This is a genomic window from Deinococcus apachensis DSM 19763 (assembly GCF_000381345.1).
Classification (GTDB): Bacteria; Deinococcota; Deinococci; order Deinococcales; family Deinococcaceae; genus Deinococcus; species Deinococcus apachensis.
On the sequence record NZ_KB906418.1, the window covers coordinates 1 to 25,174 of the forward strand.

21 protein-coding genes and 2 pseudogenes are annotated in these 25,174 nt (G+C 67.4%); 7 read left to right on the forward strand and 16 right to left on the reverse strand.

What is annotated here, in order from left to right; genetic code table 11:
• Window positions 1-44 precede the first annotated feature (44 nt).
• The 12 genes and pseudogenes from F784_RS23915 to F784_RS0119495 form a co-directional block, all read right to left on the reverse strand.
• On the reverse strand, window positions 45-869 hold the full coding sequence (locus F784_RS23915; RefSeq protein WP_169405718.1) for an IS3 family transposase: 825 nt from the start codon (window positions 867-869) through the stop codon (window positions 45-47).
• A 23-nt stretch (window positions 870-892) separates the two neighbouring features.
• A complete protein-coding gene (locus tag F784_RS0119450; RefSeq protein ID WP_019588393.1) occupies window positions 893-1,162 on the reverse strand; it encodes a transposase in 270 nt (89 codons plus the stop codon).
• Window positions 1,163-1,551: 389 nt separating this feature from the next.
• Window positions 1,552-1,638 (reverse strand): annotated as a pseudogene (locus tag F784_RS27915) (IS6 family transposase); the annotation flags it as partial.
• 172 nt (window positions 1,639-1,810) lie between these two features.
• Window positions 1,811-3,205: an FAD-binding oxidoreductase gene (locus F784_RS0119455; RefSeq protein ID WP_019588394.1), complete on the reverse strand. Its 1,395-nt coding sequence runs from the start codon at window positions 3,203-3,205 to the stop codon at window positions 1,811-1,813.
• A 37-nt stretch (window positions 3,206-3,242) separates the two neighbouring features.
• The gene (locus F784_RS0119460) at window positions 3,243-3,701 is read right to left on the reverse strand and encodes a cupin domain-containing protein (protein WP_019588395.1); all 459 of its coding nucleotides are present in this window, start codon (window positions 3,699-3,701) and stop codon (window positions 3,243-3,245) included.
• 177 nt (window positions 3,702-3,878) lie between these two features.
• Window positions 3,879-7,079 carry an ATP-binding protein gene (locus tag F784_RS0119465; RefSeq protein WP_019588396.1) on the reverse strand — a complete coding sequence of 1,067 codons (3,201 nt, stop codon included), beginning with the start codon at window positions 7,077-7,079 and terminating at the stop codon, window positions 3,879-3,881.
• Between the two features lie 258 nt (window positions 7,080-7,337).
• The gene (locus tag F784_RS0119470) at window positions 7,338-8,042 is read right to left on the reverse strand and encodes a hypothetical protein (protein ID WP_019588397.1); all 705 of its coding nucleotides are present in this window, start codon (window positions 8,040-8,042) and stop codon (window positions 7,338-7,340) included.
• Between the two features lie 122 nt (window positions 8,043-8,164).
• The gene (locus tag F784_RS0119475; RefSeq protein ID WP_019588398.1) at window positions 8,165-11,035 is read right to left on the reverse strand and encodes a S8/S53 family peptidase; all 2,871 of its coding nucleotides are present in this window, start codon (window positions 11,033-11,035) and stop codon (window positions 8,165-8,167) included.
• A 40-nt stretch (window positions 11,036-11,075) separates the two neighbouring features.
• A complete protein-coding gene (locus tag F784_RS0119480; RefSeq protein WP_157465388.1) occupies window positions 11,076-11,528 on the reverse strand; it encodes a hypothetical protein in 453 nt (150 codons plus the stop codon).
• Between the two features lie 57 nt (window positions 11,529-11,585).
• Window positions 11,586-13,226 carry a C1 family peptidase gene (locus tag F784_RS23920; protein WP_019588400.1) on the reverse strand — a complete coding sequence of 547 codons (1,641 nt, stop codon included), beginning with the start codon at window positions 13,224-13,226 and terminating at the stop codon, window positions 11,586-11,588.
• 20 nt (window positions 13,227-13,246) lie between these two features.
• Window positions 13,247-13,477: a double zinc ribbon domain-containing protein gene (locus tag F784_RS0119490; protein ID WP_019588401.1), complete on the reverse strand. Its 231-nt coding sequence runs from the start codon at window positions 13,475-13,477 to the stop codon at window positions 13,247-13,249.
• A 70-nt stretch (window positions 13,478-13,547) separates the two neighbouring features.
• Complete coding sequence (locus tag F784_RS0119495) at window positions 13,548-14,042, reverse strand: RICIN domain-containing protein (protein ID WP_019588402.1); 495 nt, start codon at window positions 14,040-14,042, stop codon at window positions 13,548-13,550.
• 471 nt (window positions 14,043-14,513) lie between these two features.
• On the opposite strand from F784_RS0119495, the gene F784_RS0119500 reads away from it, so the two are divergent.
• Window positions 14,514-14,762: a hypothetical protein gene (locus F784_RS0119500; protein WP_019588403.1), complete on the forward strand. Its 249-nt coding sequence runs from the start codon at window positions 14,514-14,516 to the stop codon at window positions 14,760-14,762.
• Between the two features lie 10 nt (window positions 14,763-14,772).
• Here the strand turns inward: F784_RS0119500 and F784_RS0119505 are convergent, their stop codons facing one another.
• Window positions 14,773-17,907, reverse strand: a complete 3,135-nt coding sequence (locus F784_RS0119505; protein WP_019588404.1) for a tetratricopeptide repeat protein — start codon at window positions 17,905-17,907, stop codon at window positions 14,773-14,775.
• A gap of 614 nt (window positions 17,908-18,521) precedes the next feature.
• Between F784_RS0119505 and F784_RS24915 the strand changes: the two genes are divergently transcribed.
• Together F784_RS24915 and F784_RS23930 are read left to right on the forward strand one after the other, a co-directional pair.
• On the forward strand, window positions 18,522-18,944 hold the full coding sequence (locus tag F784_RS24915; RefSeq protein WP_019588405.1) for a hypothetical protein: 423 nt from the start codon (window positions 18,522-18,524) through the stop codon (window positions 18,942-18,944).
• A 118-nt stretch (window positions 18,945-19,062) separates the two neighbouring features.
• A pseudogene (locus tag F784_RS23930) lies at window positions 19,063-19,736 on the forward strand (IS6 family transposase); the annotation flags it as partial.
• A 155-nt stretch (window positions 19,737-19,891) separates the two neighbouring features.
• Here F784_RS23930 and F784_RS0119525 read toward each other — a convergent pair.
• The gene (locus F784_RS0119525; RefSeq protein WP_026332602.1) at window positions 19,892-21,022 is read right to left on the reverse strand and encodes an IS630 family transposase; all 1,131 of its coding nucleotides are present in this window, start codon (window positions 21,020-21,022) and stop codon (window positions 19,892-19,894) included.
• Window positions 21,023-21,261: 239 nt separating this feature from the next.
• On the opposite strand from F784_RS0119525, the gene F784_RS0119530 reads away from it, so the two are divergent.
• Together F784_RS0119530 and F784_RS26415 are read left to right on the forward strand one after the other, a co-directional pair.
• Window positions 21,262-22,488, forward strand: coding sequence for an MFS transporter (locus F784_RS0119530; RefSeq protein ID WP_019588408.1), 1,227 nt, complete (start codon window positions 21,262-21,264; stop codon window positions 22,486-22,488).
• Window positions 22,489-22,972: 484 nt separating this feature from the next.
• A complete protein-coding gene (locus tag F784_RS26415) occupies window positions 22,973-23,170 on the forward strand; it encodes a hypothetical protein (RefSeq protein WP_157465389.1) in 198 nt (65 codons plus the stop codon).
• A 14-nt stretch (window positions 23,171-23,184) separates the two neighbouring features.
• On the opposite strand, the gene F784_RS27655 is transcribed toward F784_RS26415, so the two are convergent.
• Together F784_RS27655 and F784_RS27660 are read right to left on the reverse strand one after the other, a co-directional pair.
• Complete coding sequence (locus F784_RS27655) at window positions 23,185-23,313, reverse strand: hypothetical protein (RefSeq protein ID WP_019588409.1); 129 nt, start codon at window positions 23,311-23,313, stop codon at window positions 23,185-23,187.
• A 652-nt stretch (window positions 23,314-23,965) separates the two neighbouring features.
• Window positions 23,966-24,088 (reverse strand): hypothetical protein, encoded by a 123-nt coding sequence (locus F784_RS27660; protein ID WP_019588411.1) that lies wholly within the window; start codon window positions 24,086-24,088, stop codon window positions 23,966-23,968.
• Between the two features lie 80 nt (window positions 24,089-24,168).
• On the opposite strand from F784_RS27660, the gene F784_RS0119550 reads away from it, so the two are divergent.
• Both F784_RS0119550 and F784_RS27665 read left to right on the forward strand, forming a co-directional pair.
• Window positions 24,169-24,522 (forward strand): hypothetical protein, encoded by a 354-nt coding sequence (locus F784_RS0119550; protein WP_019588412.1) that lies wholly within the window; start codon window positions 24,169-24,171, stop codon window positions 24,520-24,522.
• Between the two features lie 20 nt (window positions 24,523-24,542).
• A complete protein-coding gene (locus F784_RS27665; protein ID WP_019588413.1) occupies window positions 24,543-24,668 on the forward strand; it encodes a hypothetical protein in 126 nt (41 codons plus the stop codon).
• Window positions 24,669-25,174: the final 506 nt, after the last annotated feature.

Sequence of the window (25,174 nt, forward strand, 5' to 3'; positions counted from 1 at the left end):
TGGACTGGCCCAGTTTTGTAGACGAAGCTGACTGGAGACTCGACTCAGGGGGAGTGTACGACGGCGGGCGGGGCAGTGAGCAAAGCCCAGCGCTGGGCGAACTCGTCCGGGGTGAGATAGGCCAGGGAGGAATGCGGCCTGGCGCTGTTGTAGAAGCTGCGCCAACCATCGAGCAGCACCTGGGCGTGTCGGGCCGAGTGAAAGACCTCCAGGTTCAGCAGCTCGTCCCGCAAACGGGCGTGGAAGCTCTCGGCCACGCCGTTTTGCCAGGGTTTGCCGGGGTCGATGTACCGAGTACCCACCTCCTGCACCGCCAGCCAAACCTTGAGGTCGTGGGCGATGAACTCGGGGCCGTTGTCGCTGCGGATGAAGGCGGGAACACCCCGTTCCCGCATCACCTCGACCAGGACGGCTTTCACGTCCACCGACGTGAAAGCTGTCCCACAACGCAACACCAGCGATTGTCGGGTGAACTCGTCGGTCAGGGTCAAGATTTTCAGGGCGTGGCCTCCTAGCGTCTCGTCGAAGACGAAATCGTAAGTCCACACCTGGTTCGGCTGCTCGGCGCGCAGAGGAACAGGCCGCCCAGTGCGAATTTTTCTGGTCTTGCGCCGTGGAGGCAGAGCGAGGCCCTCACTCTTCCAGAGGCGGTGCACGGTCTTGCGGTTGACCTGCACCCCTTCCCGGCGCAATGTAGCGTGGACGCGACGGCATCCCCAGCGGGGATGCTCACGGGAAAGGGCTTTGATCCGCCCGATCAGTTCACCGTCATGCCTCGGGTGGGGTCGGTAGGACAACGAAGAACGAGGCAGACCGACCAACTCGCACGCCCGCTGCTGTCGGACATTGATGCGGACCAGGAACTGCACGGCCTCCCGGCGCTCGGGGGCCGTCAGCGCTTTTTTCCAAGCAGCACCTTCATCCCCTCCAGCTCCAGGCGCTGTTGCCCCACCAGCTTCAGAAGGCGCTCGTTTTCACGTTCGAGCTGACGAAGCCGCCGGGCTTCGTCCACGGTGGCATCGCCGTACTTCGCCTTCCAGGTGTAGAAGGAGGCCGTGCTGCACCCGGCCTCCCGGCAAAGCTCCTCGATTGGCTTTTCGCCCTTTTTGGCGTCCTGGAGCAGCTTGATGATCTGTTCCTCACTGAACCGCTTGTGCTTCATGGGTCATCCTCGCTTTCTCGCAGGGGTCAGGGAAAGGCCCTTATCCCCGCAGGGGAGCGAGCCGATAGTCTCCAGTCAGCTTTGCCCAGTTTTTAGGGGGCAGACCAATGACCGTCCTGGGAGTGGCGCTGCTGCCCGTCACTCCTGGATGTCCTGAGAGTGGGAAGACGAGCGATGATTGTGTAGGGCCCTGCAGTTCATGGCGCAGTCAGACAGGTGCGGCGAGCAACTCGCACGCTACGGTATAGACCTCCTGAATACAGCCCTGCGAGTTCAGCAGGAGTAGGGGACGGGGCTTCACTGAACAGCGGTATAGCCTATTGCAGCATGGTTTGCTCTTGCGACTCAGAAAAGTCATCGTGATCAGTCATGGCAGGGTTCCGGAGCGGCACGCAGACCTCGTCGCGGTGGCGCAGTTCCTCGGTGAGCAGGGGAGCGAACTTGATGTTCCACTGCCGGAGGGTCTCGTGACCAATAACGCGGAGCCGGGGCTACTGCATCAAGGCGGGGCGGTGCAGGCCGGGAGACCGGCTGTCCAACTCCCAAGACCATAGAGCGTCCTCCAACTGGTCATGATGGTGCTGGCTCCCTGTGAGGTGTACCTCTGAACAAGAGGTGCACCTCACAGGCCGAGCACCCGGCTCACCGTCACTTCACCCTGATGTTCTGGTTGACGTTGAAGACATTGCGCGGGTCGTACCTGGCCTTGACCCGTGCCAATCGCTCATAGTTGTCCCTATAGGTCGCCCGGACACGGTCCTGGCCCTCGTCCATCATGAAGTTGACGTACGCCCCACCCAGCGAATGGGGATGCAGCCTCTCCCAGGTGCGAACGGCCCAGTCCTTGATGGACCCACTGTTGACCGGATCGGGGTCGACGCCGTAGTAGACGGCAGCGAAGTCCGCGTCACGGTAACTCCAAGCCGTGGCGTCGCGGCTGACCCGGTGGGCCGCGCCGCCGACGGAGTACAGGTGAATGGTTGACAGCATCGTCGGCAGGTTCTGGCCCTGCTGGCACAGCGCCTCTATGGCCTCATCGTCGAGGTCCCCGAAGAAATCCGCGCGCCAGTACTGCTGCGTGCCGGAAGTGTACAGCCCGTCGAAGGCCGATTGCAGCGCTGGGAACGGCATGGGCTGAACGCCATGAAGCGCGGGCGGACCGAAGGCCGCAATGGGCTCGAACACCTCGTCCACCTGATCCAGTGGGCCGGTGTAACACCACACCACGCCGCACATCTTCTGGAGGTGTAGTTCCGCCGGGAAGGGTGGCCCCGGAGGCACCGTCAGGAATGCGAAAAAGCCGTTGAGGCTGTCCGGGGCGTTTCGGATGAACTCCTGGTACCAGCGCAGCACCTGTGGAGCCTGTTCGAGTGGCCACAGGGTTGGACCACCGACGACGGTGCTCACCGGGTGCGCCTGGAACAGGAACGAGGTGACGATGCCGAAGTTGCCGCCACCCCCCCGCAGGCCCCAGAAGAGGTCACTGTTCTGTCCCTCACTTGCGGTGACCAGGCGGCCATCGGCCAGGATCACGTCCGCTTCGAGCAGGTTGTCGATGGTGAAACCGTACTTGCGGGTCAGGTACCCCAGCCCACCCCCTAGGGTGAGGCCACCCACCCCGGTCGTCGAGATGATGCCCGACGGCACGGCCAAGCCAAAGGCGTGCGTGGTGTGGTCGACCTGGCCCCAGATTGCACCGCCCTCGACCCGCACGGTCCGCCGCCCGGGGTCCACCCGCACCCCGTTCATCCCCCCGAGGTCGATGACGAGGCCGCCGTCCACACCACCCAGGCCTCCCCCATTATGACCGCCCCCCCGCACGGCCACCCGCAGGCCGCTCTCCACGCCGAAGCGCAGGGCCGCCACCACGTCTGCCACGTCGGTGCAGCGGACGATCAGGGCCGGGTGTCTGTCGATCATGCCGTTGAACAGGGCCCGCGCCCCTTCGTACCCCGGGTCCCCGGGGCGGATGAGTTCCCCGCGCACGGACGCCCGCAGGGGACCGAGGTCGAGTTCGGCTGGACTGTAATGGAGGGTGGTCATGGTCACTCCTCTTGTTACTCTGGGAAGGGGCGCCGATTCACCGGCGGGGATCGGTTGCCGGGTCGGCATAGGTGATCTGGAAGGGGCCCTGGAGGTGGACCTGCACGACGGTCTCTTCTGTGGTCCAGACGAAGTGGTTCATGCGGGCGGGCAACGCAGTGAAGCCGCCGGGCTTGAGCAAGGTGCTCGCCCCCTTGTCGAGGCGGTCTCCCATCCCGACGTTCAGGCCGCCAGCGAGGACCGTGACGTCCTCCTGCGTGGGGTGCCAGTGGGCGGGAATCTGGTAGCCCGCGGGGAACTTGAGCCTCAACGTGACCCGGACGGCCTTGCCGGGATCGCCGTCGAGGACGACGAGCTGCGCGCCGGTCGGCAGGAAGGGCGGGGCGGCGCTCCACTTCAACGTGTCGGCGTTCACGCCCGTCTGGTTACTGGCCGCGAGCCCGGCGGGAACGAGAGCGGAGCAGAGGGTGAACAGCATCAGGCGGCGGGAGGTCATGGCATCAACTCCTCGAATGGGGGTGAGGCGGGCGGGGGACGGCGACACGGAAGGCCTCCGTTCCAGGCTTCCGTGAACGAAGCGTAGAAGTCCTGGCGTTCCGCGAACGTTCGGGGGAGCGTTCCGGCGGGCCAGCCGGCGTTCGTGCCCCGCACGGGTCCCGGTCAAGAGCAGCGGTCAGGGCAGGGTCTGGAGCAGGGCGCGCGCCAAGTTCAGGTCGTGCGTGACGAGCGCAGCGGGAAACGCGGCCTGCACAGGCTCCAGTAAAGCCTCCGCTTCAATGCTGCGGCCCTCCCCCTGCAGGCGGGCGGCGAGGCTGGTGGCCGCCCGCAGTTCCAGGGAGAGACTGCCCTGCTCCCGGGCGAGGGCGAGCGCCCGGTGGAAGGAGGGCTCAGCCTGAGCCGGGTTCAGCAGGCCGCGCATTCGGTAGAGTTCCGGCAGGTACCACAGGTCGTTGTTCTGGCGAGCCACGGACTGCGCCCCGTCGAGGGCAGCCCGCGCGGCCTCGGGCTGGCCGAGCAGTAACTGGGTTTCCGCCAGCAGCGCGAGATAGTACGGCAGGCGCAGCGCGGCGTCCTGTCGCTGCAACGTCTCCAGACCGAGCTTGATGCACGCCAGGCCCTCAGCAACTCCGCCCTGCTGGGCGAGGCTCCAGCCGCCCACGATGACGCCCCACTCGTGGTAGTAGGCGATGTCGTACCGCTCGCAGCCTGCCACCGTCATCTCTGCACTGGCCCGGCAGGCGTCCAGGTCCCCTTCGAGTTGGTGGGAGATGCTGCGGTAGGCGCTGGCCTGCATCTGGGTAAAGGGATGCCCGAGTTCTGCGGCTATCGCGGCGGCTAGCGCGACCTGCTCCCGCGCCTCCTCGACCTTTCCCTGGAGCCACAGGCCATGCGCGCCCCAGGCGAGGCTGAAGACGCCCACGTCTGCCCCAAAGAGCACCCGGCGGTGCCGGTGCTGGTAATACAGCCGGTTAGTGACCGCGAAATGCCCGCTTGCGGCAGCCAGATGCCCCTCGGTCAGGTCCACGCCGCCGAGCGCCTGGTGGCTGTCCGTCAGGAGTCCGGTGTCCTCCCCGGCGAGTTGCAGCGCCTGCTCGGCCAGCGTTCGGGCCAGGCGGATATTGCCACGGACGATATGCAACGCGTACAGGCCCCAGAGGCTACGGATGATGGCCGTTTCGTCACCCAGTTTCTCGGCGAGCTGAAGCGCGCGGTTCAGGGTCCTTTCCAGCTCGGGGGGGGTGAAGCCTTTCAGGGCGGTGAGCGCGGCGGCCATGCTGTTGTGCGCAGTAAGCTCGGAGTGATCCCGGTGTTCGCCAGCCGGGAAGCGTTCCAGAAGCCGCAGGACTTGCGTCGCCTGGTGGATGGCCTGCTGGCTGGCAGAGACGCTGTTGGCCCGTTCCGCCGCGAGGAGGGAGAAATGGACGGCTGTCTCGTCCTGCCCGGCCCGCTCGTGGTGTGCGGCGAGTTGTGCGGCCACGCCGCCCGGGTCCACCGCATGCCGCAACTCCAGCGCCTGCGCCACGCGGCGGTGCAGCAGCCGGCAGCGTGCCGGACTGAGTTCGTCATACGCTCCTTCACGCAGCCGGTCGTGGGTGAAGTCATAGCTCTCACTGGAACCGGGCTGCTCACGGATGATCGCGCGCTGCCACAGCTCGTCGAGGGCTGCGGTCAGCGGTTCCTCCGCGAGGTCACTGGCCCCACGAAGCACCTCCACGTCAAAGGCCCGCCCGATGGTGGCAGCGAGTTGCGCGACGCTGCGCGCGCCAGCCGAGAGCTGGTCGAGGCGTGCGGCGATGATGGCCTGCACTCTGGGAGAAGGTGGGAAGGCCACGGCGCTCTCCTGGTTGCTGGCTGCGAGGCCCGCGCGAACGGCCTCGACGATGAAGAGGGGCTGCCCCTCGGTGGCCTTGAAGAGCTGCGTCTGTACCTGGGGAGGCAAGTCCCCTGCGAGGACCGCGGCGGCCAGTGCCCCGGTCTCCGCCAGCGACAGTGCGCCGAGGTCAATGCAGTCCAGCAGTCCGCGTTGCTGAAAGTCGCGCAGGAACGCGGGCAATGCGGGGTTGGCGTCCTGTTCTTCACGGCGCAGGGTGCAGACCAACAGCAGCGGGGCGCGGGGCGCGAAGCGCAGCAGGAAGTGGAGCCATTCCAGCGTGTCCCGGTCGCACCATTGCAAGTCGTCGAGCAGCAGCAGGAGCGGCGCGTCAACCGTCAGGAACGTCCGCGCGAGGGCTTCGAAGAAGCGCTGCCTTTGCCAGCCCTCGCTGAGCGGCTCCGGCCCGGGCAGGTCCTGGTGCGGTGAAAGTTCCGGGAGCAACCTCACCAGTTCTACCTGCCAAGGCGGGCCTAGCAGCGGCAGGTGTGCCCGGAGCGCGGGGCAGCGCAACCAGTCCCGAATGGGCTCGTAGGCGAGCCGGCCCTCAGCGGCGTAGGAGCGTGTCCTGGCGGTTCGGGCGCCCTCCGTGTCCGCGAGGGTGAGCAGGGCCTCTGCGAGCCGAGTCTTGCCGATCCCCGCCTCCCCCCTGATCAGCAGGACCCGTGAGGTTCCGGACCGGACTTCACGCCAGACGTGCAGCAGGCGCTGCCATTCGCTGCGGCGACCGATCAGTGGCCATTCCCCGCGAGTAGCGGGCGGCCTGTCATCGGCCTGTTCCTGCAACTGCCGGTAGACGGCCCTCACCACCTCCCCCGGGAGGGCACCCAACTCCACCTTCAGAACGCTCGCGCAGCGGTCATAGGTGTGACGCGCCGCCGCGTGGTCACCTGCACCAAGTTGCAAGCGCATCAGTCCGGCATACGCGCTTTCACGAAGTGGTTCGAGCGTCACGAGCTGCTCCGCGTAACGGAGCGCCCGCGCCTGGCCGCCAGCCTGCTCGAGCCACACGACGAGTTGCTCCAGAATCTCGACTGCCCGCTGGTGAAGGGCCTGCCGGAGGGGTTCGAGCCAGCTGTCCTCCACGGCGTAAAGCAGGTCCCCCTGATAAAGGCCCATCGCACGCTCCAGGTCGGCGTATGGGGGAACATCACGGGTGTCCCACATGTGGCCTGCCGCCTGCTCGAACTGCGTCACGTCGAGGCGGTAGGGCGCGTCGTGCCGCCAGCGTAGAGTGCCCGGGGTGACCTCCAGGTAGAGCCCCGCGTCGGGCAGTCCCCGCCGCAGGTGATGCAGCTCACGGCGCAGGTTGGTCAGGGCCTGCCCCTCGTCCGAGTCGGGCCAGATTGCAAAGGCAATGTGTTTGCGCGGCTGGGGCACGCCCGGGTGAAGCAACAGCCAGGCGAGCAGGGCCTGCTGGCGGGGCGAATGCAGGGTCGTCACGGGCTGTCCGTGGTGGGTGACCTGCAACGCCCCGAAAAGCTGGACCTCGAGTTCCGGCATAGGTCCTGTTCTCCCGGCTGCCTGAGCTTGGCTCGTCCATTCTAGACCCCTGCGGCCGAAAACGTCCCGATGAACGGCGCTTCTCCGGTCAGGGGCCGCCTCCCGCTTCCCAGCAGCCGTCCTTGCCCGCGCCGCTCGGCTCTCCCACCGGTTCAGCCCTCACAGTCGCCTGGACAGGAGCATGTTGCCTGCCGTCGAGGTATCCCTGGAAGGAACACTGCCAAGCCTGGAGTGAAGTTGGCGCCGTCCGTGAATAACTCACTTCTGGCAGTCCAGCCGCACGCGGAAGCTGGGGGTGGGCGTGGTGTAGGCGACCTTGCCCGCGATCAGGTAGCCCGCTGTCAGACGTGCCGGGTTGAGCTGAACCGTCAGCTTGGCGGGACGTGGCACGCTGCTGGCGAGTGCCCGGGCATCCTGAATGTGGAAGCGCAACTGGTAGGTCACGCCGCCCGCCTGAGCCAGCTCCTTGTAGATGAACCCCTCCTCGGCCGCATGTTCCTCGAAGGTCAGGGTATTGCCGTCCGGCAGCGAGAGGTCGATGTTCTCCAGCCCCGTGTCGTGCAGGTTCGTCTTGGTCGTCGTGCCGTTCCTGAGTTCGGCGGTAACACCCCAGCCGGGCCCGAGCCCGACATCAGGCCCGATGGCCTCGACCTTCCTGACAGTCAAGCGCCAGATACCGTTGAACAGCGTCTCGCCGATGCAACCCTCCAGTGAGGCTCTCTGGCTGGCCCCACCGGGTGCGGTCGCTGGAGCCTTCTGTGCCCCCAGCGTGAGGGTGCTGCCCTTCAGGCTCGAACTGACCCCCAGCAGCTTCAGGACCGAGAGCGGCACGTAAGTCTTGCCGCCGACCACGATGGCCTGGTCGGGGGCCACCTGCCCGTTCACGACCACGCTGTAATTGAGGCCTGCCGCGAGGGCGAAGCTGCCGAGCAGGGCAGGGACGAGCAGGTGGGTCTTTCTCATAGGGTCTCCCGGGACTTCTCAGGGGGTAAGGGCGGTCGGCAGGGTAGGCGAGGGAGGCCAGGCCGTCAAAGCCTGCATTCCGCAGAGGCCCAGTGTGCCGGACACAGAATGCAGACGCGGGTTCAGGGGCCCGCGAGCAGTTCGAGGGTGGCGCGCACCACCGCCAGCTCCCCCGGAAGGTCGCCCGGCGTCTCGGCCACCCGGTCGATCTGCACGATGGTCTGCTGGTCGGGCAGGGTGCGCTGGAGGTTGAGCACCTCGCCGGGGCCGTCACGGAAGTCATGCGCCTGGCCTTCCGCCAGCTTCTCGCCCACCGCGCTGTACAGGGTCAGATGAAGCCCCGCGCCGTGCAGGTTCAGGCCAGACATGGCATAGTCGCTCACCTTGTTGAGCACAAAGGCCTGGGTGGGTTCGCGCAGTCCCAGTTCGACGGGCACCTCCGGGTGCATGATCAGGTAGATCAGTTGCTTCACGCTGGACACAGGATTCTGCTCGGTGTACGAGCCGAACCACATGGCATACGCACCCGGCGCCGCACCGCTGACCTGCACGGTGATGAAACCGGCGGGCAGGGCCAGGTCGGCCAAGGTGCCGCAGTCGTCCGAGGAGGTGACGGTCCGCAGCAGGGTCCCGGCGCTGTCGTAGGCCCGCAGGGTGAGCGGCCCGTCGGCGCCCAGCACCTTGGCCTTGCTGACCAGGCTAAAGGCGAGGTTCGTCGTGTTGCCCCGGCTGTAGAACTTGTAGTAGTCCACGTCGGTGGCGCTGTGCAGGGTGGCGTCCAAGTACCCGCCGTCCGCGCTGGGGCCCACGTAGCTCGCCTGGGCGGGAGTGTCGTTGCCGGAGATCCCTTCATAACGGTCACGCGCGATGGCAGCCGTCTGAAGGCCCAGGTTCAGGTCGTAGGGCATGGGGCCACTGCCCGCCAGGGCGAAGTTGAAGGTTCCGCTCGGCAGCCGGTACACGACCTGCTTCTTATCGGCGCTCGTCGAGACCAGCGATGCGTCCCCGCAGCCCTTCTCCTTGCTCAAGCCCAGACCGGCCAGCGAAAACTTGCCGAAGCCGTTCGGCACGGTCAGGTCCAGCGTCGCCAGGGTCGGGCCGCCCGTCTGGAAGTCGTAGAAGTCGATGTCACCCGGCACCGAGTCGAGGTTCAGGTCCTCGAAGCGCCCGGCCCGTAGTAGGGTCGCCTTCACGGGCACATTGTTCGGCTCGAAGCGGTCGGGGGGCAACTGGAAGTCGGCGGCCTTCCTGACCGCCTCGAACGCGTTCAGATAACGCGTCACGCGCGGGTCGGGCGAGTCGGTCCAAGCGGTGCCCTGCAGGATGTCGCGCATCTGGTCGTAATTCAGCGCGGGGTTCATCGCCTTCATCATCGCGGCGACCCCAGCGACGTAAGGCGCGGCGGCGCTGGTGCCGTTGTGAATCACGAAGTTGCCCGCCGAGCCTCCGTCAGGCATCGCCACGATGTCGGTGGGGGCCCACAGGTTGACCGGCCCACCGTAGTTGGAGTACGCCTTGGCGCCGTTGGTGTACACCTGGCTGCCGCCGCCCAGCGCGCCCACACAGAACACGCCGCTGATGACGCAGGGCTCGTAATTCTCGTCGTCGACGTCGTCCCCGAGCTGATCATCGCCGCCGTTGCCCGCTGAGGCCACCAGGAAGATGCCTGCGTCGTGCGCCCGGTCGAAAGCATCGTAGTACCCTGCCCAGTCCTTGCCCCGGCGGCAGAACCAGTTGCAAGACCCGCCGAAGCTCATGTTGATCACGTCCGCGTGCTGACCGTTGGCCCAATCGACCGCGTGCTTCACGGAGTAGACGCTCAGGTCGCTGCGCTGTAGCAGGGGATCGGCCACCTGCCCACCCGTTCCGGCAGCGAAGGCGCCGTTGTTGAGGGTCCCGACCGCCACGCTGGCGCTGCCGTTGCCGTGGTAGGCGCAGGCGTTGCCCTGGCCGCAACTGGCCGGGTTGAGGCCGGAAGCGTTCCCCTCCCCCACGAAGTTGGCCTGGATGGGTAGCGCCGGGAAATCGCCCTGTCCGTTGGCGTCCTTCATGCTGGTCCCGTCCGGGTTCAGCCAGAAGCCGCCGTCGATGATCCCCACCCGCACCCGGCGGCTCACGCCGGTCAGGCCGTGGGCGGCCACGAACTGCCAGGCCTGGACGACCTGCGGCTTGCTGACCGTACTGCTGTATTCCGGGCGAGTGAAGGCGTCAGTGGTCCCTGAGACGGCGCCGCCCTCCTGGGTTTTCAGCAGCACCCCCTGGGGCTGATCGAGGAAGTTGGCGCTCACCTTCAGGCCGCCGACCGTCTCGCGCGCGACCAGGGCCAGCAGCCGCGCTCCCTGTTCGCTGGAGAACACGTTCTCCCCCGGCGCACCCAGGGCGTTGGCGTCGGCCGTGAAGCCGTCCAGGTTGACACCGGAGGGGTCTACCCGCAGCAGCGCCGTTCGTTCGGTGCCCTGAGCATAGCTGTCCAGCACCCTGGCCCCAGTACGCGCCACAAAAGCGTCCAGTTCGGCCTGGCTCCCCGGCAGCACGATCACCTCATTGGCGACAAAGGAGCTCGTAAGTCCTGCCGCGTCGCGCACCGCCGCGACCGGACGGGGGCCGTCCCAGCCGGTTACTGTACCCTCGAAGGGCTTGACACCGGGGTCGATGCGGTAACTGAACGGCGTGGCGTTCACGCTGGCGGTAGCCTGGGCGGTGGCGCTGCCCGCCGCGTTCCTGGCCGTCAAAGTATAGGTGGTGGTTGCCTTCAACGTGACCTCGCGCTGGCCTGCGTCCAGCGGGGTGACGTTCCCCACGCCCCCGTCGATCTCCACGCTGCTGGCCCCCCGGGTCTCCCAGGTGAGGGTGACCGGACCGGGTGCGCCGCGTGTGGTGGGCGAGACGGTAAAGCGGGTAATGGTAGGCCTGGCGCCCCCAGCCGGGCCGGGTGAGTTGGAGCACGCGGCCAGCAACAGGGCAGTCAGGGGGAGCAGAGCAAGCTGTTTCATGGGGCTCACCTCTCTGGAAAGGGAGAAAGCGGGCGTGGGCCTAGCGGATCAGCTCGCACAGGGAGAGATTGGGGCCACGGCCCAGGACCACTGAGGCGAGCACGCGCCTGCCGCCCTTGCTGAGCACGAACGCCTCCAGCCCACCCAGCCGTAGGAAGTCCACGACCATGGTCCGTTTCCAGCCTGCCGTCTGGGCCGCCGCCTTGAACCGGGCGAGGACCACGGGCGGCTGAACCTTGAGTGCGGTTGTCCAGTACAGCAGTTCGTAGCGGCTGCACTTTCCCAGCTCCCAGGTGAGGGCGCCCTTGTTCATCTGGGCGGTCTCGGCCGCATAGTTGGAGCTACCGGTGAGGCGGCGCGGCGCATCGGGAAGGGGCAGCCCCAGCAGCGTGGAGCGGGACGCGGGTTCGGAGGGGGCCTGCTGGGCGATGGCAACGCTGCCCGAGGCGCACAGCAGGGCGGTCAGCCAGCAGGACAAAGGTGGAGCGGACATAGAGTCTCCCTCGGCTGCGGGGAGGGCGGTATGGCATTCGCCCTCCCCGAGCCACGCTCACTGCGGCAGAATCCCGGTGCTGGCCTGGCCGGTGAAGGTCTTAACCCAGGTCCAGGGCAGGTACACGTAGCCCTGATCGCCCCAGCAGTCGCCCCAGGAGTTCTTGACGATGAAGTACCCGTAATCGTCGGCGACGGGCGCCCCCGGCAGCTTCTTCTGGAGGTTCTGGCTGGAGATGAAGCCGGTGACGGTCATCACATGGGTCAGTTGGAAGTCCGCCATGCCGTTCGGCAGCCTGTTCATGCTCTTCAGGGGCGCGTAGCCGTTCGCGTCGGGCGCCACGTAACGCATGTCCAGCGTCAGCGTGGTGGCGTGCCCCATCACCGAGCGCAGCAGCAGGATGACCATACTCATGTCCTTGTCGCTCTGGTTCCAGAAATCCGTGGGGGACCCCATGCGGTAGCCGCTGCCCGCGCCGGTGTTCGGCAGGCTCCGCATCAGGTAGAGCTTGCCGCCGAACGACGCAACATACCAGTTGCCCTGGTCGGTGGTGTTCGAGCACGCGCCGTAGTTCAGGGTGACGTCCCGGTAGCCGTCGCAGGAGTGCGTGTAGGTCTGGGTGTTCGCGGGGACCACGCGGCTCAGGCTCTTGTTGTACTGCCACTGGGATTCGTAGGCGAAGGTGTAGTTCGCGGCGCTGGCCTTCTGCGCGATACCGATGGGATCGCCGCCCTCCCCGAAGGCGCGCGGCGCCCAGTCCATGAAGCGGTGCCCGATATACGCCTGCTCGGAGAGGTTGACCTGCCGGTGGTCGCGCCGGGCGATCTCGGCCTCTAGGGCGGCGACGGTAGCGAAGGCCCAGCAGGTGCCGCGCTGGCCCTGGTCCTTCACCGTGGTCGTCAGGGCTTTCAGCGGCCAGTCGAAGTTCTTGTAGATGCCCCCGGCGGCAGGTGCCTCACAGGCCCCCTTCTGGGTGCGGTCGAGCTGGTCTTTGGCGCCCTCCTCCAGGTTGGCCGGGTCGAGGTAGAAGCTGAGGTTGTAAATCTCGGCCCCGTACTCGCGGATCACGTCGCTGGCCTTTTTGTTCAGGACCAGCAGCCGGTCGGCGCTGTAATTCTTGACCTCGTCCGGCGCGGGCAGGCCGAACTGCTGAACCGTGTTGTTCAGCTTGTGCAGGGTGATGTCCAGATCGGCGTAGAGCTGGCTGTACAGCCGGTACTGGTTGGCCTGGCTGGGAAAGGTGCGGGCGTGCGTCGCCAGGACGGCCTTTCCGAAGGCATTGCCCATCAGGGTGATCGTCTTGTCGCCGCCCGCCGTGGGCACGGTCACCATCCGGTCGCCGTCGGCATTGATGGCGTCCGCCGCCGGGGGCTGGAGGATGGCGCTGAACTCCGGGTACTGCTGGATATAGTTTCGGGCGTCCGCGTCGTCCTGGGCGTCCTGCCGCTCCTGGGCGGCCTTTTCGTCGGCGAGGGTCTGGGCCGTGATGACGGTGCCGCCGCTTCTCACCGCCTCCATGAATTGCGCGGGCGTGACCGTCTCGCTGCCGGAAGGTGCGGCCGCGCCGAACTCGGGTTGACTCTTGAAGAAGGCGGTCTGGGCCGGGTCGTCGCCCGGAGGAGGATTGCCGCCACCGGACGAACCGCAGGCGGCGAGGCCGAGGGTGAGCAGGATCAGGAGGGGATGCAGCCTGGACATGGTGTGCTCCTTTGTTCTGGTCAACGCTGAGAGGGCGGGGAGCCGGGCGGCCACGTCAGGTTCGCGCCGCAGCGCACGCAGAAGCGGGCGTAGGGCGAGGTGATGGGGGCGCCGCACTGCGGGCAGACCTCCAGCAACCGCGTGCCGTCGTTGGCGCAATAGAACTCGGCGGAATGGCCGGGCACAGCGCGGGCGCAGTGGGGACAGAGCCGGTAGGTCAGGGCCGGTGACGTGGTGAGAGGGTCGTCCATGCGGCTTCCTCGCCCTTGACAGGGGGTCGGTGTACGGGCGGCGGTTCACGGCGCCCATCGTCCTGAGGGCTCAGTCGATCCGCACCGATTCAGGCACCAGCCGCCACAGTTGGCAGGCCCCGTCCGCGTAGGTTGAGCTGGGATTCAGGCCCAGCGTGGCCGTGCAGTTCACCGCGTCCAGATACTGGTGGTTGACCTTGAGTTGCAGCCGGTAGTACCCGTCGCCGTTCGGTACGAACTTCCAGAGCTGGCAGGCGCCGCCCGCATACGTGGAGCCGGGATTCAGGCCGATGGGGGACGAGCAGTAGGCCGCGTCCAGGTACTGCCTATTGGACTTCAATTGCAGCCGGTAGTAGCCGCCCCCAGCGGGGACCAGCCGCCAGAGCTGGCAGGCGCCGCCCGCGTAGCTGGAACCGGGGTTGAGGGTGACGGGCGAGGCGCAGTGATCGGCGTCCAGGTACTGTCCGTCCGATTTGAGTTGCAGGCGGTAGTAGCGTGGGGACTGGGCTGCCGCACTGGAGATGAGCAACCCAGCGGCGCAGTACAGCAACGTCTTTGCGAACATGATTCTTCCCCTGTCCCTGAGGACACTGCGGCGGAGAGAGAAGGGACGGTCGTCTTTCCGGAGGGACAGGGGTGAACGCGGGGCCGACCTTTCCTGCTGTGGGATGCCGATGCCTCGGCCCTCCTCGTGCCTACAGGGTGCGCCGACCCCGGTTACACGGCGGTCAGAAAAAGGGGGAGTTACGCCGCCCGGGTTCGGTCCCGCAGGTTCGGCGCAGGTGTACGGTGAAGCCGCACCGGGTCACACCGAAATTCTGATCAAAGCCCTGTCGTCCGCCTGAAGGGGGAGCCATAAACGCTTTGTGAATGATCGGTGTCGTGCTGGCGCGCCTCAATGTCGGGAATGCTGGAGGGCCCGTCCCTGCGGAGGTGGGTCTCGGCGCCTCCCTTCAGATGGGCCAGCCGCGCGACGCGCTGTTCCGGCGAGTGATGCTGCCGCAGCTGGCGTCGATGGTGTGCCGCCTGAGCCTCTTTGCGCGCCTTTGCGCTCTCCTTCAGCTTCGGCGACGGGTCGTCCCGTGGGCGGGCACGGCTGGCCCTGGCCGCCTTCGCCCTGGTGCTGGCCGACGTGCGGATTATGGTGCCGTGGCTTCACGGCCATGATACGTTCCGCCTCTCGCCCGAGGGGGAAGAGGTCCGGCGGCGGGGGTACCTACTGCACCCACTGCGGACAGGTCTGGGCGTGTTGGCCTTTGTCCTGCTGCTGCGGTTCCGGTTCTGAAGGTCTGAGCTCAGGCCGTAGCGTGCCCTTCCAGAAAGACCCCCCACTCCTCCGGCAGATGCTCTCCCACCTCCAGCAGTTCCTGACGGGCCGAGTGGTAGAAGCGGGCCAGGCTGCGATGATTGCCGGCGGCCCGCAGGGCGCGCAGGGTCAATGCCAGGGCTGCGAGGTCGTAAGGATTGGCCTTACACAGCAGGCGGCCTACCCGGGCGGCCTCAGTGGACTGATCTGCGCCGAGGGCCTGTGCGCGGAGGGTCAGTGCCCCGTACAGCGTGTCAGTGATCAGGCCGTCGGAAAGGAGCGCCTCACCCGCCAGGTAAGGGCCGCGCCACAGGGCGGTGTCGCCGGTCGTCAGGAAGGCCTCGGCGTCGGTGGTCAGGTCGCCCAGGGCGTAGCCGCCTGCGGTGGTCTGGATCACGCGTGCTCCTAAAGCCGCGCGGGTCTGATGCACCAGCTCCTTGAGCGCTGCCGCTGCCTGATCTTCCCCCGCCTGCGGGTACAGCGCGTCCGTCAGCTCCATCCGTGGCACATCCGGGCGGCCCCGCAGGCGGCCTTCCAGCAAGCAGGCCAGCAGCTCGCGGCGCCTGCGGCCCCGTACCGGCTCAAGCTGGCCTGAAACGCCGCAGCGCAGGGCGCCGAGGGCTTCCAGGCGGAGACCACGCTCGCCTGGCTGGCTCTGGATGGACGGCTCCGGTTCTGCTGACTGCCGTTCGGGCCGGGGCAGCGGGTTCAACTCCGGGAACAATCGCCGGGCCAGATCGGCACCCGCCCCCAGTCCCCACTGTTCAAACCACGCCAGTCGCTCGCGGGCTGCCGCCAGGTCGCCGCGCAACCGGTCGAGTTCCAGCCCTACGCGGTGCGTGGCGAGCAGATCGCCCATGTCCCTGGCTAACCGCTCAGCCAGTCGGAGGGCTTCTAACCCTTCCTGGGGGCGGCTGAGGGCGATCAGGGCGGCGCCACGGGCCGCCTGGGCTGCCTGGCTCATTTGGGACATGTCCAAGTGTTTGGCAAGCGCGGCGGCCTGATCGGCCAGCACCAGCGCAGACGCGGGCTGACCGGCCCAGGACTCGGCCAGCGCGGCGACCGGCAGACTCTCGGCCAGCGAGCGCGGATCGTTGAACTCGCGGGCGTGAGACAGGGCGGCCCGGGCGTAACGGGTCGCCAGCACCCGGCCGTGGGGGGGCTGCCAGGCCTGATAGAGCGCGCTAAGGGCACACTCGCAGTCCACCAAATAGCCGGTCACGTCCAGGCTCTCCAGAAAGGACCGGGCTTCCTGGAGCAACGTCTCGGCGCGCTGGTATTCGCCTGCCTCGCTTAGCGCCGTGCCGAACGCGACCTGCGCGATGGCCGAGGCGGTCGGGTCGCCCAGTTCCTGGCAGACTCCGAGCGCCTCTTCCAGGCAGGCGGTCTGCTCCGGGTAACGCCCGAGTGTGCCCAGGGCCATCGCCCGGTTGAACAGTGCCGCGTCGATCAGGCGCAGGTTGCCGCTGGGCCGCACCAGCTCCAGCACCTCGCGCTCCAGCCGCTCCATCGCGGTGAAGTCGGCTCGGACCTGGGCCACCACCGACAGCACCTTGAGGCCCATCACCCGCGCCCCGGGATCGTCGCCCGGCCGGGCGAGCAGGTGCCGGGCCACCGCCTCGGCCTCGGTGGCCCGGCCGCAGTAGGCCAGCGAGCGGCCCACCTGGCAGGCGGTGCCCGGGTCGGCGTGGGCGAGGGCGTCAGGGTGCTCATCCAGCAGCTCCAGGAGGCGCCCGTTATCCTGGGCGCGTAGCCTCAGCACGCGGGCCACGAAGACGGGTCCCTCGCGCTCGGCCAGGGGCAACTGCGTCAGCCGCTGCTCGGCGAGGCTGCCCTGGCCCTGGGCCGCCAGCAATTCGGACAGCAGCCAGAGGGACTCGCTGCGCTGCTCGGGTGCCTGCACGGCCCGCTCCGCCAAGCGGATCGCCTCCGGCACATCCACCTCTTTCAGCCCGTGCGCCGCCTCCAGGGCACGCCGGGCGGCCAAGTCCGGGTCCGCGTAGGGCAGGCTGCGGCCCAGCAGCCGGGCCGCCCCCACGCCGTCGCCTGCCGCGCGGCGCTGGGCCGCTGCCCTCAGCAGCCAGTCCTGCGCGCTCGCTGGGTCCAGCTCCGCCGCCTCCACGAAGCGGCTGGCGGCGGGCAGGTCGTCTTCCAGCACAGTCAGGGCCCGGCGGGCCAGGCGGCGGCGCCGTTCGGGGAGCAGCGTCCTGAGCGCCGCCTCGCGGTAAAGCGGGTGGACGAACTCGCCTCCCGAGAAGATGGCCTGCCGCTCCAATTCGCGTTCCGCCTCGGCCAGTTCCTCAGGCGTCAGACCGGTCATTGTGGCAAGCAGGCCGCCGTCTACGCCGACCGGGAGCAGCGCCTTGCCGCCAAGCACCTCGGCGAGCGGGGACCGGCCGCTTACGTCCAGCAGCCCCCGCTCGATCAGCGCCTCCACCATCACCGGCATGGGGTCACCGGGCGGGGCGCGCCAGTGCCAGCGGCGGCCGTCGTTCCAGAGGTGGCCCTGCCGCGCCAGCAGTCGGAAATACTCCAGGGTGAACAGTGGATTGCCCGCCGCGTGCGCGAACAGCCACGCCAGCCCTTCCCCGGGCAGCGGCGCTCCAGCCTCGGCCTCCAGCAGCGCGTCCGAGTGGGCTCGGTCCAGCGGCCGCAGCCGCAGCGCCTCGAACTCCTGTGGCGGTGGGGCGCGGCTGGTGATCAGCAGCCCGACTCCACGGGTGCGGCGCACCAGGGCCGCCAGCGCGGCGATCCTGCCCTGGCCCCCTGGGTCCGCCTCGTGCAGATCCTCCAGGTGCAGCACGAAGGGCGCGAGCGCCGCCAGGTTCACCCCTAGGGCATCCAGTGTGCCTGCACCCTCCAGCTCCTCACCTGCCTGGAGGCGGTCGAGCATCCGCCCCGCCCAGGTCGCCAGCCTCGTCCCGCGCGGCAGCGCGCGTGTCAGGTCGGCCAGAGACAGGGCCGCGTGCAAGCTCAGGCTGCGGCACGGTGCCTCTCGCAACAGAGCCCGGGCTGCGTGCGTCTTGCCGATCCCGGCCTCCCCCCACAGGCCCAAGGCCAGCCCCGCCCGCCGCGCCGTCAGGGCACGCAGGCGAAGGGCCAGCTCGGCAGGGTTCTGGGGCATCGGATGTCGTGGCCTCCAGGGGTCGGTGGCCGGGAGGGGCCGGGGTCAGAGGCGGTGCAGGTGATCGCTCGTGCAGTGCGGAGCGGGGCGAGGGGCACGCTGGGGCCTTCAGGCTTCAGTGTGCGCTTTTTCCCCGGGTTCAGGTGGGGTGCGCCTCCCCGGAACTCCCCGCGCCCAGTTGCCGCAGCAGCGCGGTCAGGTCGCACTCGAGATCCATCCGCACCCGAAGATGAGCGTCCGCACACCTCCACTCAGGCGCAGGGGTTCTGGCCAGTTTGTGTGTTGAGTCGAGTCGTGGGAAGCTCGGCTCGTCACTCCCCCTCGAGCCGACAAGCCTGCTGGCAAGGAGGGTCCTGCAAGATCGTGCGTTAAATTCTGGCCGGCTCGAAACCCTCAAGGTCAGGCGCAACAGTCTCTTGCCAGAACCGACCGCTCCCAGCGTGGGGGCTGGCGCTCGTCAGGCGCCCCACTCGTGGAACAGGTCCAGCCTATGTTTTCTAGGCACAGCGCACCTGGCCGAGGGTCGGCTGGGGAGGTGAACAGGTATGCCTCCAAAGGGCGAACGTCGTGCCAGCAGCGGGAACGTTCGCGATGGTCTTCTCGTAGGGCGGTGGATGAGACAGGCGGGCATCACGCTTCTGGTCGGTTTGGTTAGCCTGGCGGGCGCGCAACCCCAGCGCCTGCCTTCCGTCCCCCGCCTCCCCGCCACGCAAGCGGCGTCGCCGCTGCGTGTGTGTCTCGTGGGCGACACCACGTTGCTGCTGGACAGGTTGGGGCAGGTGCGGGCGCTGCGGTACGGCCAGCGTTACCCCGACAACAGCCTCAGTGTGCAGCAGAGTTACGACCGTGTCGGGAAGCTCACCGGAATTCAGGTGCAATGGAGCGGTTTCGCCGGACTGCTCCTGAACCTCCGCGGCGCGTTTGATGCCCAGGGGCGGCTGATTCGGAAGTCCGGGGACCGCGGCGTGGACAACGAGACGCTGTTGAGGCGGTACATCCGCCCCGTGCCGAGCACCGTGAAGTGCAAGTCGCCCTAGGGTCTGTATGCCAAGGGTGCGGCGACTTATCTTTTTCCGCTGTGACGCGAAGAAATTGGTGATCAGCAGTGAAAACAGCTGGAGGGTTGTGTCAGGTAAACAGGTAAGGTAGCGGCCAGTGACTGGTCGGAAGCCAGACCGCCACCGATTGCCCATGAGCATGATCGGGTACGCGATCTGGCTTTCTCACCGCTTCCCACCGAGTGACCGAAATGTTCAGGAACTCCTGCACGAACTCGGGATTCACGTCAGTCACGATGAGGGTGCGGGAATGGAGCATCCAATTTGCGCCCCTCTTCACCGAGGAGCTGCGCCACCGGGAACCCCGACGTCCCCTCCCGGTGGCTTGTGGACGAGAGGCGGGTGAAGGTGGGTGGGGTGCCCCACTGGCTGTGGCGAGTCGTGGACGAGCACGGCGCTGTCCTGGATGTTGTTCTGCAGATCCATCGTGACACCGAGGCGGCGAAGTCGTTCTTCGTGCGTTGACTGGGGGAATACGCTGTACCAGAGGTCCTTCAGACCGACCAGCTGAAGAGCTCCGGTGCGGCGATTCGGGAGCTTCCGGTGCTCCATAGAGTGGAGCACCAGAAGGTCGCTTCGACCGCTCGCTGCAACAACCTGGTTGAGCAGTCTCACCGTCCCACACGGCGTCAGCAACGAAGTCAGCTCGGATTCGGGCGACCGAAGCGGACTCAAGCATTCCTGAATCTCCCTGCCCGAATGGCCCACCTTGACCAGCACCCCCGCACCACGGTTCCCGCCTCTCCCAGACCAAGCCACCAGAACCAGGCCTTCCAGACCTGGCAGCAGATAACGGCAGGGGTGGTCTCATTTTCAGGCCACCCCTGGGCTTCGCCTACCTCCAACCCAGTGAAGGCAACACAACCCAACTGACCCACTAGTGCTTTGTCCCAGTGATGACCGCGATTTCCGCGCTCAGCGGCGCTTCAGGGCGCGTGGAACGTGGGGTAGAGCCGTCGCAACTTGATGCGAGCGTCCTCCGTCCGAAAGTGCCACACCACCCTCGACCGCTGCCGATTCCGCGAGTCCTGCCACGCTGTGACTTGCCGCTCCAGATCGTCCCTGCTGCCGATTCGCCGAATCAAGCATTGAGTTGCCAGCGCAGCCAGTTCGATTTCCGCGATGTTGAGCCACGAGGCGTGCTCGGGCGTGTCATGCCACTCCACCCGCCGCGCGACGCGGCGGGCGACTTCCGGCTCGAACGTCTCATACAACGCGTTCACGCTGTGTGTGCTCAAGTTGTCCGTCACCAGCACAACCTTTTCGGCGTGCCGGTACTCCACTTCAACCAAGCGACGCAACTCCTTGGCAAAGTCTACGTTCGCTCGTTGGTCGGTCACACGCACGCTGCGCTTTCCCGCCAAAGGTTCGACGGCGAGGAAGATATTGGCCGTCCCGTTGCGGGTGTACTCGTAGTCTTCGCGCGCCGCTTGCCCAGGTGCGACTGGCATACCTTTCCTCGGGGTGCCGTGCAGTTCCTTGCTGGCCTCGTCAAGGCACACCACCGGAAAGCGCGGATCGTAGGGCCGCGCGTAGACGTTCAGGACGTCTTCCATCTTCGCCACGAACTTTGCGCTGGGCTTGGCGACACACCATGACTTCACCCGCCACGGCTTGATTTGGTTGTGCTTGAGGGCGCGCTGTACGGTCATCCGACCGACTGAATCGAGGTGGCCGAGTTCGACAAGTTGGTCGGCGAGCAAGCGAATCGTCCACCGCTTGCGGCCTTCAGGTGGTTCGCTGCATGCGAGAACGACCAGTTGCGCCTCTGTGACTCCATCGATTTTGGGCGGAGCGCCCGTACGGGGGCGCTCGTACAAAGCGCTGTGGAGCCCCTCCTGGGCGTAGCGCCGGACAACGGTGCCCACTCGGTTGGTCGTGCACCTAAGCCCTTGGGCAATCGACTTGTGGGTGCGCCGCTCGCCCTGCGAGCGGTCGGCCAGCAGCAGGATTTGTGCCCGGGTGATCGTCCTGGCCTTTGCACTGCCCTTGGTGGTGAGGTTGGTTAGTTCGAGGTGGTCTTGTGGGCTCAGAGAGATGTGAACGTGACTGGACATGGCCCGCGAGCCTAGCCAGTACGAGTACACCCCTTTGGGCTGACCGTTCCCTTGCTCCTGAAGCGCCGCTGAGCGCGGAAATCGCGGTCTTCACTGGGACAAAGCACTAGTGCCCAGGCGCTCCACCGGCTGGTGTCGCGCCTCCCCAGCGGGCGGAAGACCAGGGGAAGCCTGCGCCTTCCCTCGACCGCCCCGGCCAGCACGTCCAACCGACGCGGAGGACCGCTATCCTGCACGGTGTGACCCGAGCCGTTCCCGGAGACCCGGCGTCCGGCCGCTGGACAGCGCTCACCTGGCTGGCGGCGGCGGTCGTGCTGGCGATGGCGCCCTGGTTCTCGGCCGCGGCGGTGCTGCCGCAACTGCGCGCCGCCTGGCTGTTGAGCGAGGGGGCCGCCGCCTGGCTCACCCTCGCCGTGCAACTGGGTTTCGTGGTGGGCGCGGTACTCAGCGCGGCCCTGAACCTCGCCGACCGAGTCCCCCCCCGGCGACTGATTCTCTTGGGCTCGCTGCTCGCTGCCGGAGCGAACCTGGGGCTGCTCGTGGCCGGGGGGCCAGGGGTGGCCGCGCTCCTGCGGGCCCTGACCGGCGCGGCGCTGGCCCTGGTGTACCCGCCCGCCCTCAAGGCCATGTCGGCGTGGTTCCGCACCGGGCGCGGCGTGGCCCTCGGGGTGATGGTGGGGGCACTGACGCTCGGCTCCGCGCTGCCGCATCTCGTCAATGGGCTGGGCGGGGCGAACTGGCGGGTGGTGATCGTGATCACCAGTGGGCTCGCGGCGTTCGGTGGACTGATCGCCTCGCGGGTGGGAGAGGGTCCGTACCGCTTCCCGGCCGCCGCCTTACGGCCCGGGCAGGCCTGGCGGGTTCTGACGGATCCGGGCGTGGGCCTCGCCACCCTGGGCTACCTGGGACACATGTGGGAGCTGTACGCGATGTGGGCCTGGTTCGCCACCTTCTTCGGCGGGGTGCTCTCGGCCAGGGGCCAGCCCGACCCGGGGCGTGGAGCGGCCTTCGCGACCTTCGCCGTGGTCGGGGTGGGGGCGTTGGGCTGTTACGTGGGGGGGGTGCTGGGGGACCGCTGGGGGCGGACCCGGCTCACGGCGCTTGCCATGGGACTCTCGGGGGGCTGCGCGCTGGCGCTCGCCGTGCTGGCTGGCGCCGCGCCCCCCGTGGTGCTGGGGCTCAGCCTGCTGTGGGGCTTCTGGATCATCGCGGACTCGGCGCAGTTCTCCACCATCGTGAGTGAAATTGCCGACCCCGCTTATGTGGGCACGGCGCTGACCGCGCAGCTGGCCCTGGGTTTCACCCTGACGGCGGGCAGCATCGCGTTGGTGCCGGTGCTCGTGCGGGCCGGGGGATGGCCGCTGGCGTTCACGGTGCTGGCGGTGGGCCCGCTGCTGGGGGTGCTGGCGATGCGGCGTCTGGCCGGGACGCTGGAAGCCGCCCGGCTCGCGGACGGGCGGGGCTGAGCGCTGGATGACAGGGCAGGCGCGTGACGTACCCGCGGGCCATGCGCCCACCGGCCGGGCCCAAGTGGTTGTCAGGCCACAGGTCGTTGCAGCACTTCAAGCAACACAGATGGGCGGGCCGGAACCGGGTGGCGCCAAGGGTGCGGCGGTAGCCCTATTCGCGGAGAGAATCGTGACGGTGGGCGTGGGGTGACCTGCCAACGGATGAATCGGTTCGAGACCATCGAAGCCCTGCTGACCAATTGAACCGCGCAAGCCTCTCCCTTCAGGGATGTTGCGACCTGAAAGGGACGGAGAGGAATACCAGTAATGGACTCTGTAGTACCTAGATGCCCCTCCCCAGGCGTGCGAAGGAGTCATCCGACGTGCGGGGCCTTGGGAAAGGTGTTCCGACGGCAGGCAGCCTCAGGTTGACCCCACACAGCGTCGTCCGGCGCCAGGTTACCTATGTGTGCTTTCTCACTCCAGCGGCGTACCCTGAAACATGTTGACCATCCTGCTCAGCCTTCTGGGTGGAGGTGTACTGATCGCCCTCGGATTCCTGCTGCACCTCGCCTGGTTCTGGGTGACTGGACAGGATCACCGCACAGCGCGGGAACGGGCCTGGGAGCAACGCGAAAAGCGCCACCCCGAGCGGCGGCATCGGGCGCGTCCGGAAACTCGGCATCAGTCACCCCGGTAGCCGGGCTCCACGCCTTATGCGGCGGTGTTGCGCCCGTCGCCCCGGTCAAGCAGATGCAGGCGTAAGCCTGTTGTGCCCACAACCAAGGCCAGCGCGATCCCGATGACGGACTCGATGAGCAGCAGGTTGAGTAGGAGCGGCATGTCCCAGCATGCGGGAGTGCTCGCAAAAGAAACGCAAAAGCTCTGACCTCAGACGAAATCGCCTAGCCCGCAATCTGCCCCCGCCCCGCACGGGGGCTTTGTGCGGGGGAAGCAGCCTCCTGCGTCCCACACTCGTCCTTCCCCCGCTCACAGCTCGTACTGCGCGGTCACCGTCTTCCTTGACAACCTGTTCGTCGTGGCGTACGTGGCCGTGCCGCAGGTGGCGTGGGTTATTAACTCCCAGAGGGTAGACGAGGGGAAACACGATGAGTGCCACGCCGACGGCGAAGCACAGCAGGAGGGAGGGCCATAGCAACTTCCCTTGGCCCATTGTGCTGCCCTTACGTGTACTTCCGAAAGCCAGCATTAGCCGCTACCCAGCCTCCCAGCACAGCTTTTCCCCGAGAGATTAGACCCGTGTTATCAGGCAGCCCCCTCTTCCCATACACGCAGCATCGGCCGATGTTGGGCTGGTACCTCCGGCGGGGGTCTAGAAGGACGTCGGAGAGGGGAGCCACCTCTGCGCATGAAAAAGTCGATCCCGCGCTTCTTCTGGCATGTCCAGCGACATGACGCCTTCTGGATGACCCCCATGGCCCTCGGAATCCTTCTTGTCACCCTGATGCTCGTGCGGTTGATGCACTGACGCCCGTTACTGCCCCAGCCACTGCCAGAGGATAAGTCCCCACAGCACCAGCAGGACGAGCAGCGCGATCCGCAGGAAGACGCTGACCCACCCGAGCGCGAACCGCTGACGCTTCTTCCGTCTCGGCACAGGCCGCAAAACCTAGCACACCCCACCCGCCCAGCCTCCCGGCTCTGGGCGGGCTTCTTGCGCCGGGAGAAAGGAGACTCATGCTCCAACCTCTCTGGGCCGCCCTCACGCTGGCCCTGCTCGGTGTCCTGCCCGTTGCTGCGATCGCGCAAGTGACGGGCCCCGCCCACTGCCGTATCGAGGTCATCGTCGACAACGTCCTCCCCTCCGCCTATCCTCCCGTCATCCGCGTCGCCCCCGGCTGCCCGCCCGGCGGATATGCCCGGGTCCGCAAGTCGAGCACCCTCAATCTCCGGCGCAACGGCGCCCCCTACCAGCCCGTCCGCTCCACGGTCGGCGCCTGGAATGTCACCGCCAGCAGCTCCACCATTCCCCCCGGCGAGCTGTGGACGCCCGCCACCTGGCGCTGGGAGTGGTGGGACGGCACTCACTAGCACCCCGCGGAGGTCCGGCGATGCTCCCCACCCATCCCGGCATCCGCGTGGTCCTGATCGCCGTCCATGCTGGCCGGGCCCTGACCGGCTACCACCGGCCCAATGCCCCCTTGCTGACCGAGTCCTACTGCGCCTTCGCCGACTGACTCCGCCTCTGTCAGGGTGCGGAACGCCCTAATACCGTGCAAGGTTCGCACATGGTTCTGCACGCTGCGCTCATGGGAGCCGCTGAGAATCGCCAGTTGCTTCGTGGATTTGCCCTCCGCGAGCCGGGCACGCACCCAGGCCTCGCTCCAGTAGAGCGGCAGCCTTTGCTCGCGCAGTTCGTGCTCCTCCCAGACGTGGCCCGGGCTGGCGCCTCCCGATCGATGCTGTTCAGCTCGTACTTGGTGTAACGCTGTAGCCGGATGTCCCCCGCAAGGGTCAGGGCGGCGTGGCGGAGAAAGGCGGACGCTCCATCCCTGTCTGCTGCGCGACGGCGCTCACCAAGGCCAACTCACTCTGGCTGAGGAGCACCCGGACTTCCTGTTCATGGCCCATGCAGGGATGCTGGCATGCGGGGCGCCCTTGTTCCGCTGCATTTTCGTCTGGGGCACCGCGCTCCCCTCGCCGCATGTGCCCAGCCGATCTCACCCCCGCCGAGATCGTGGAT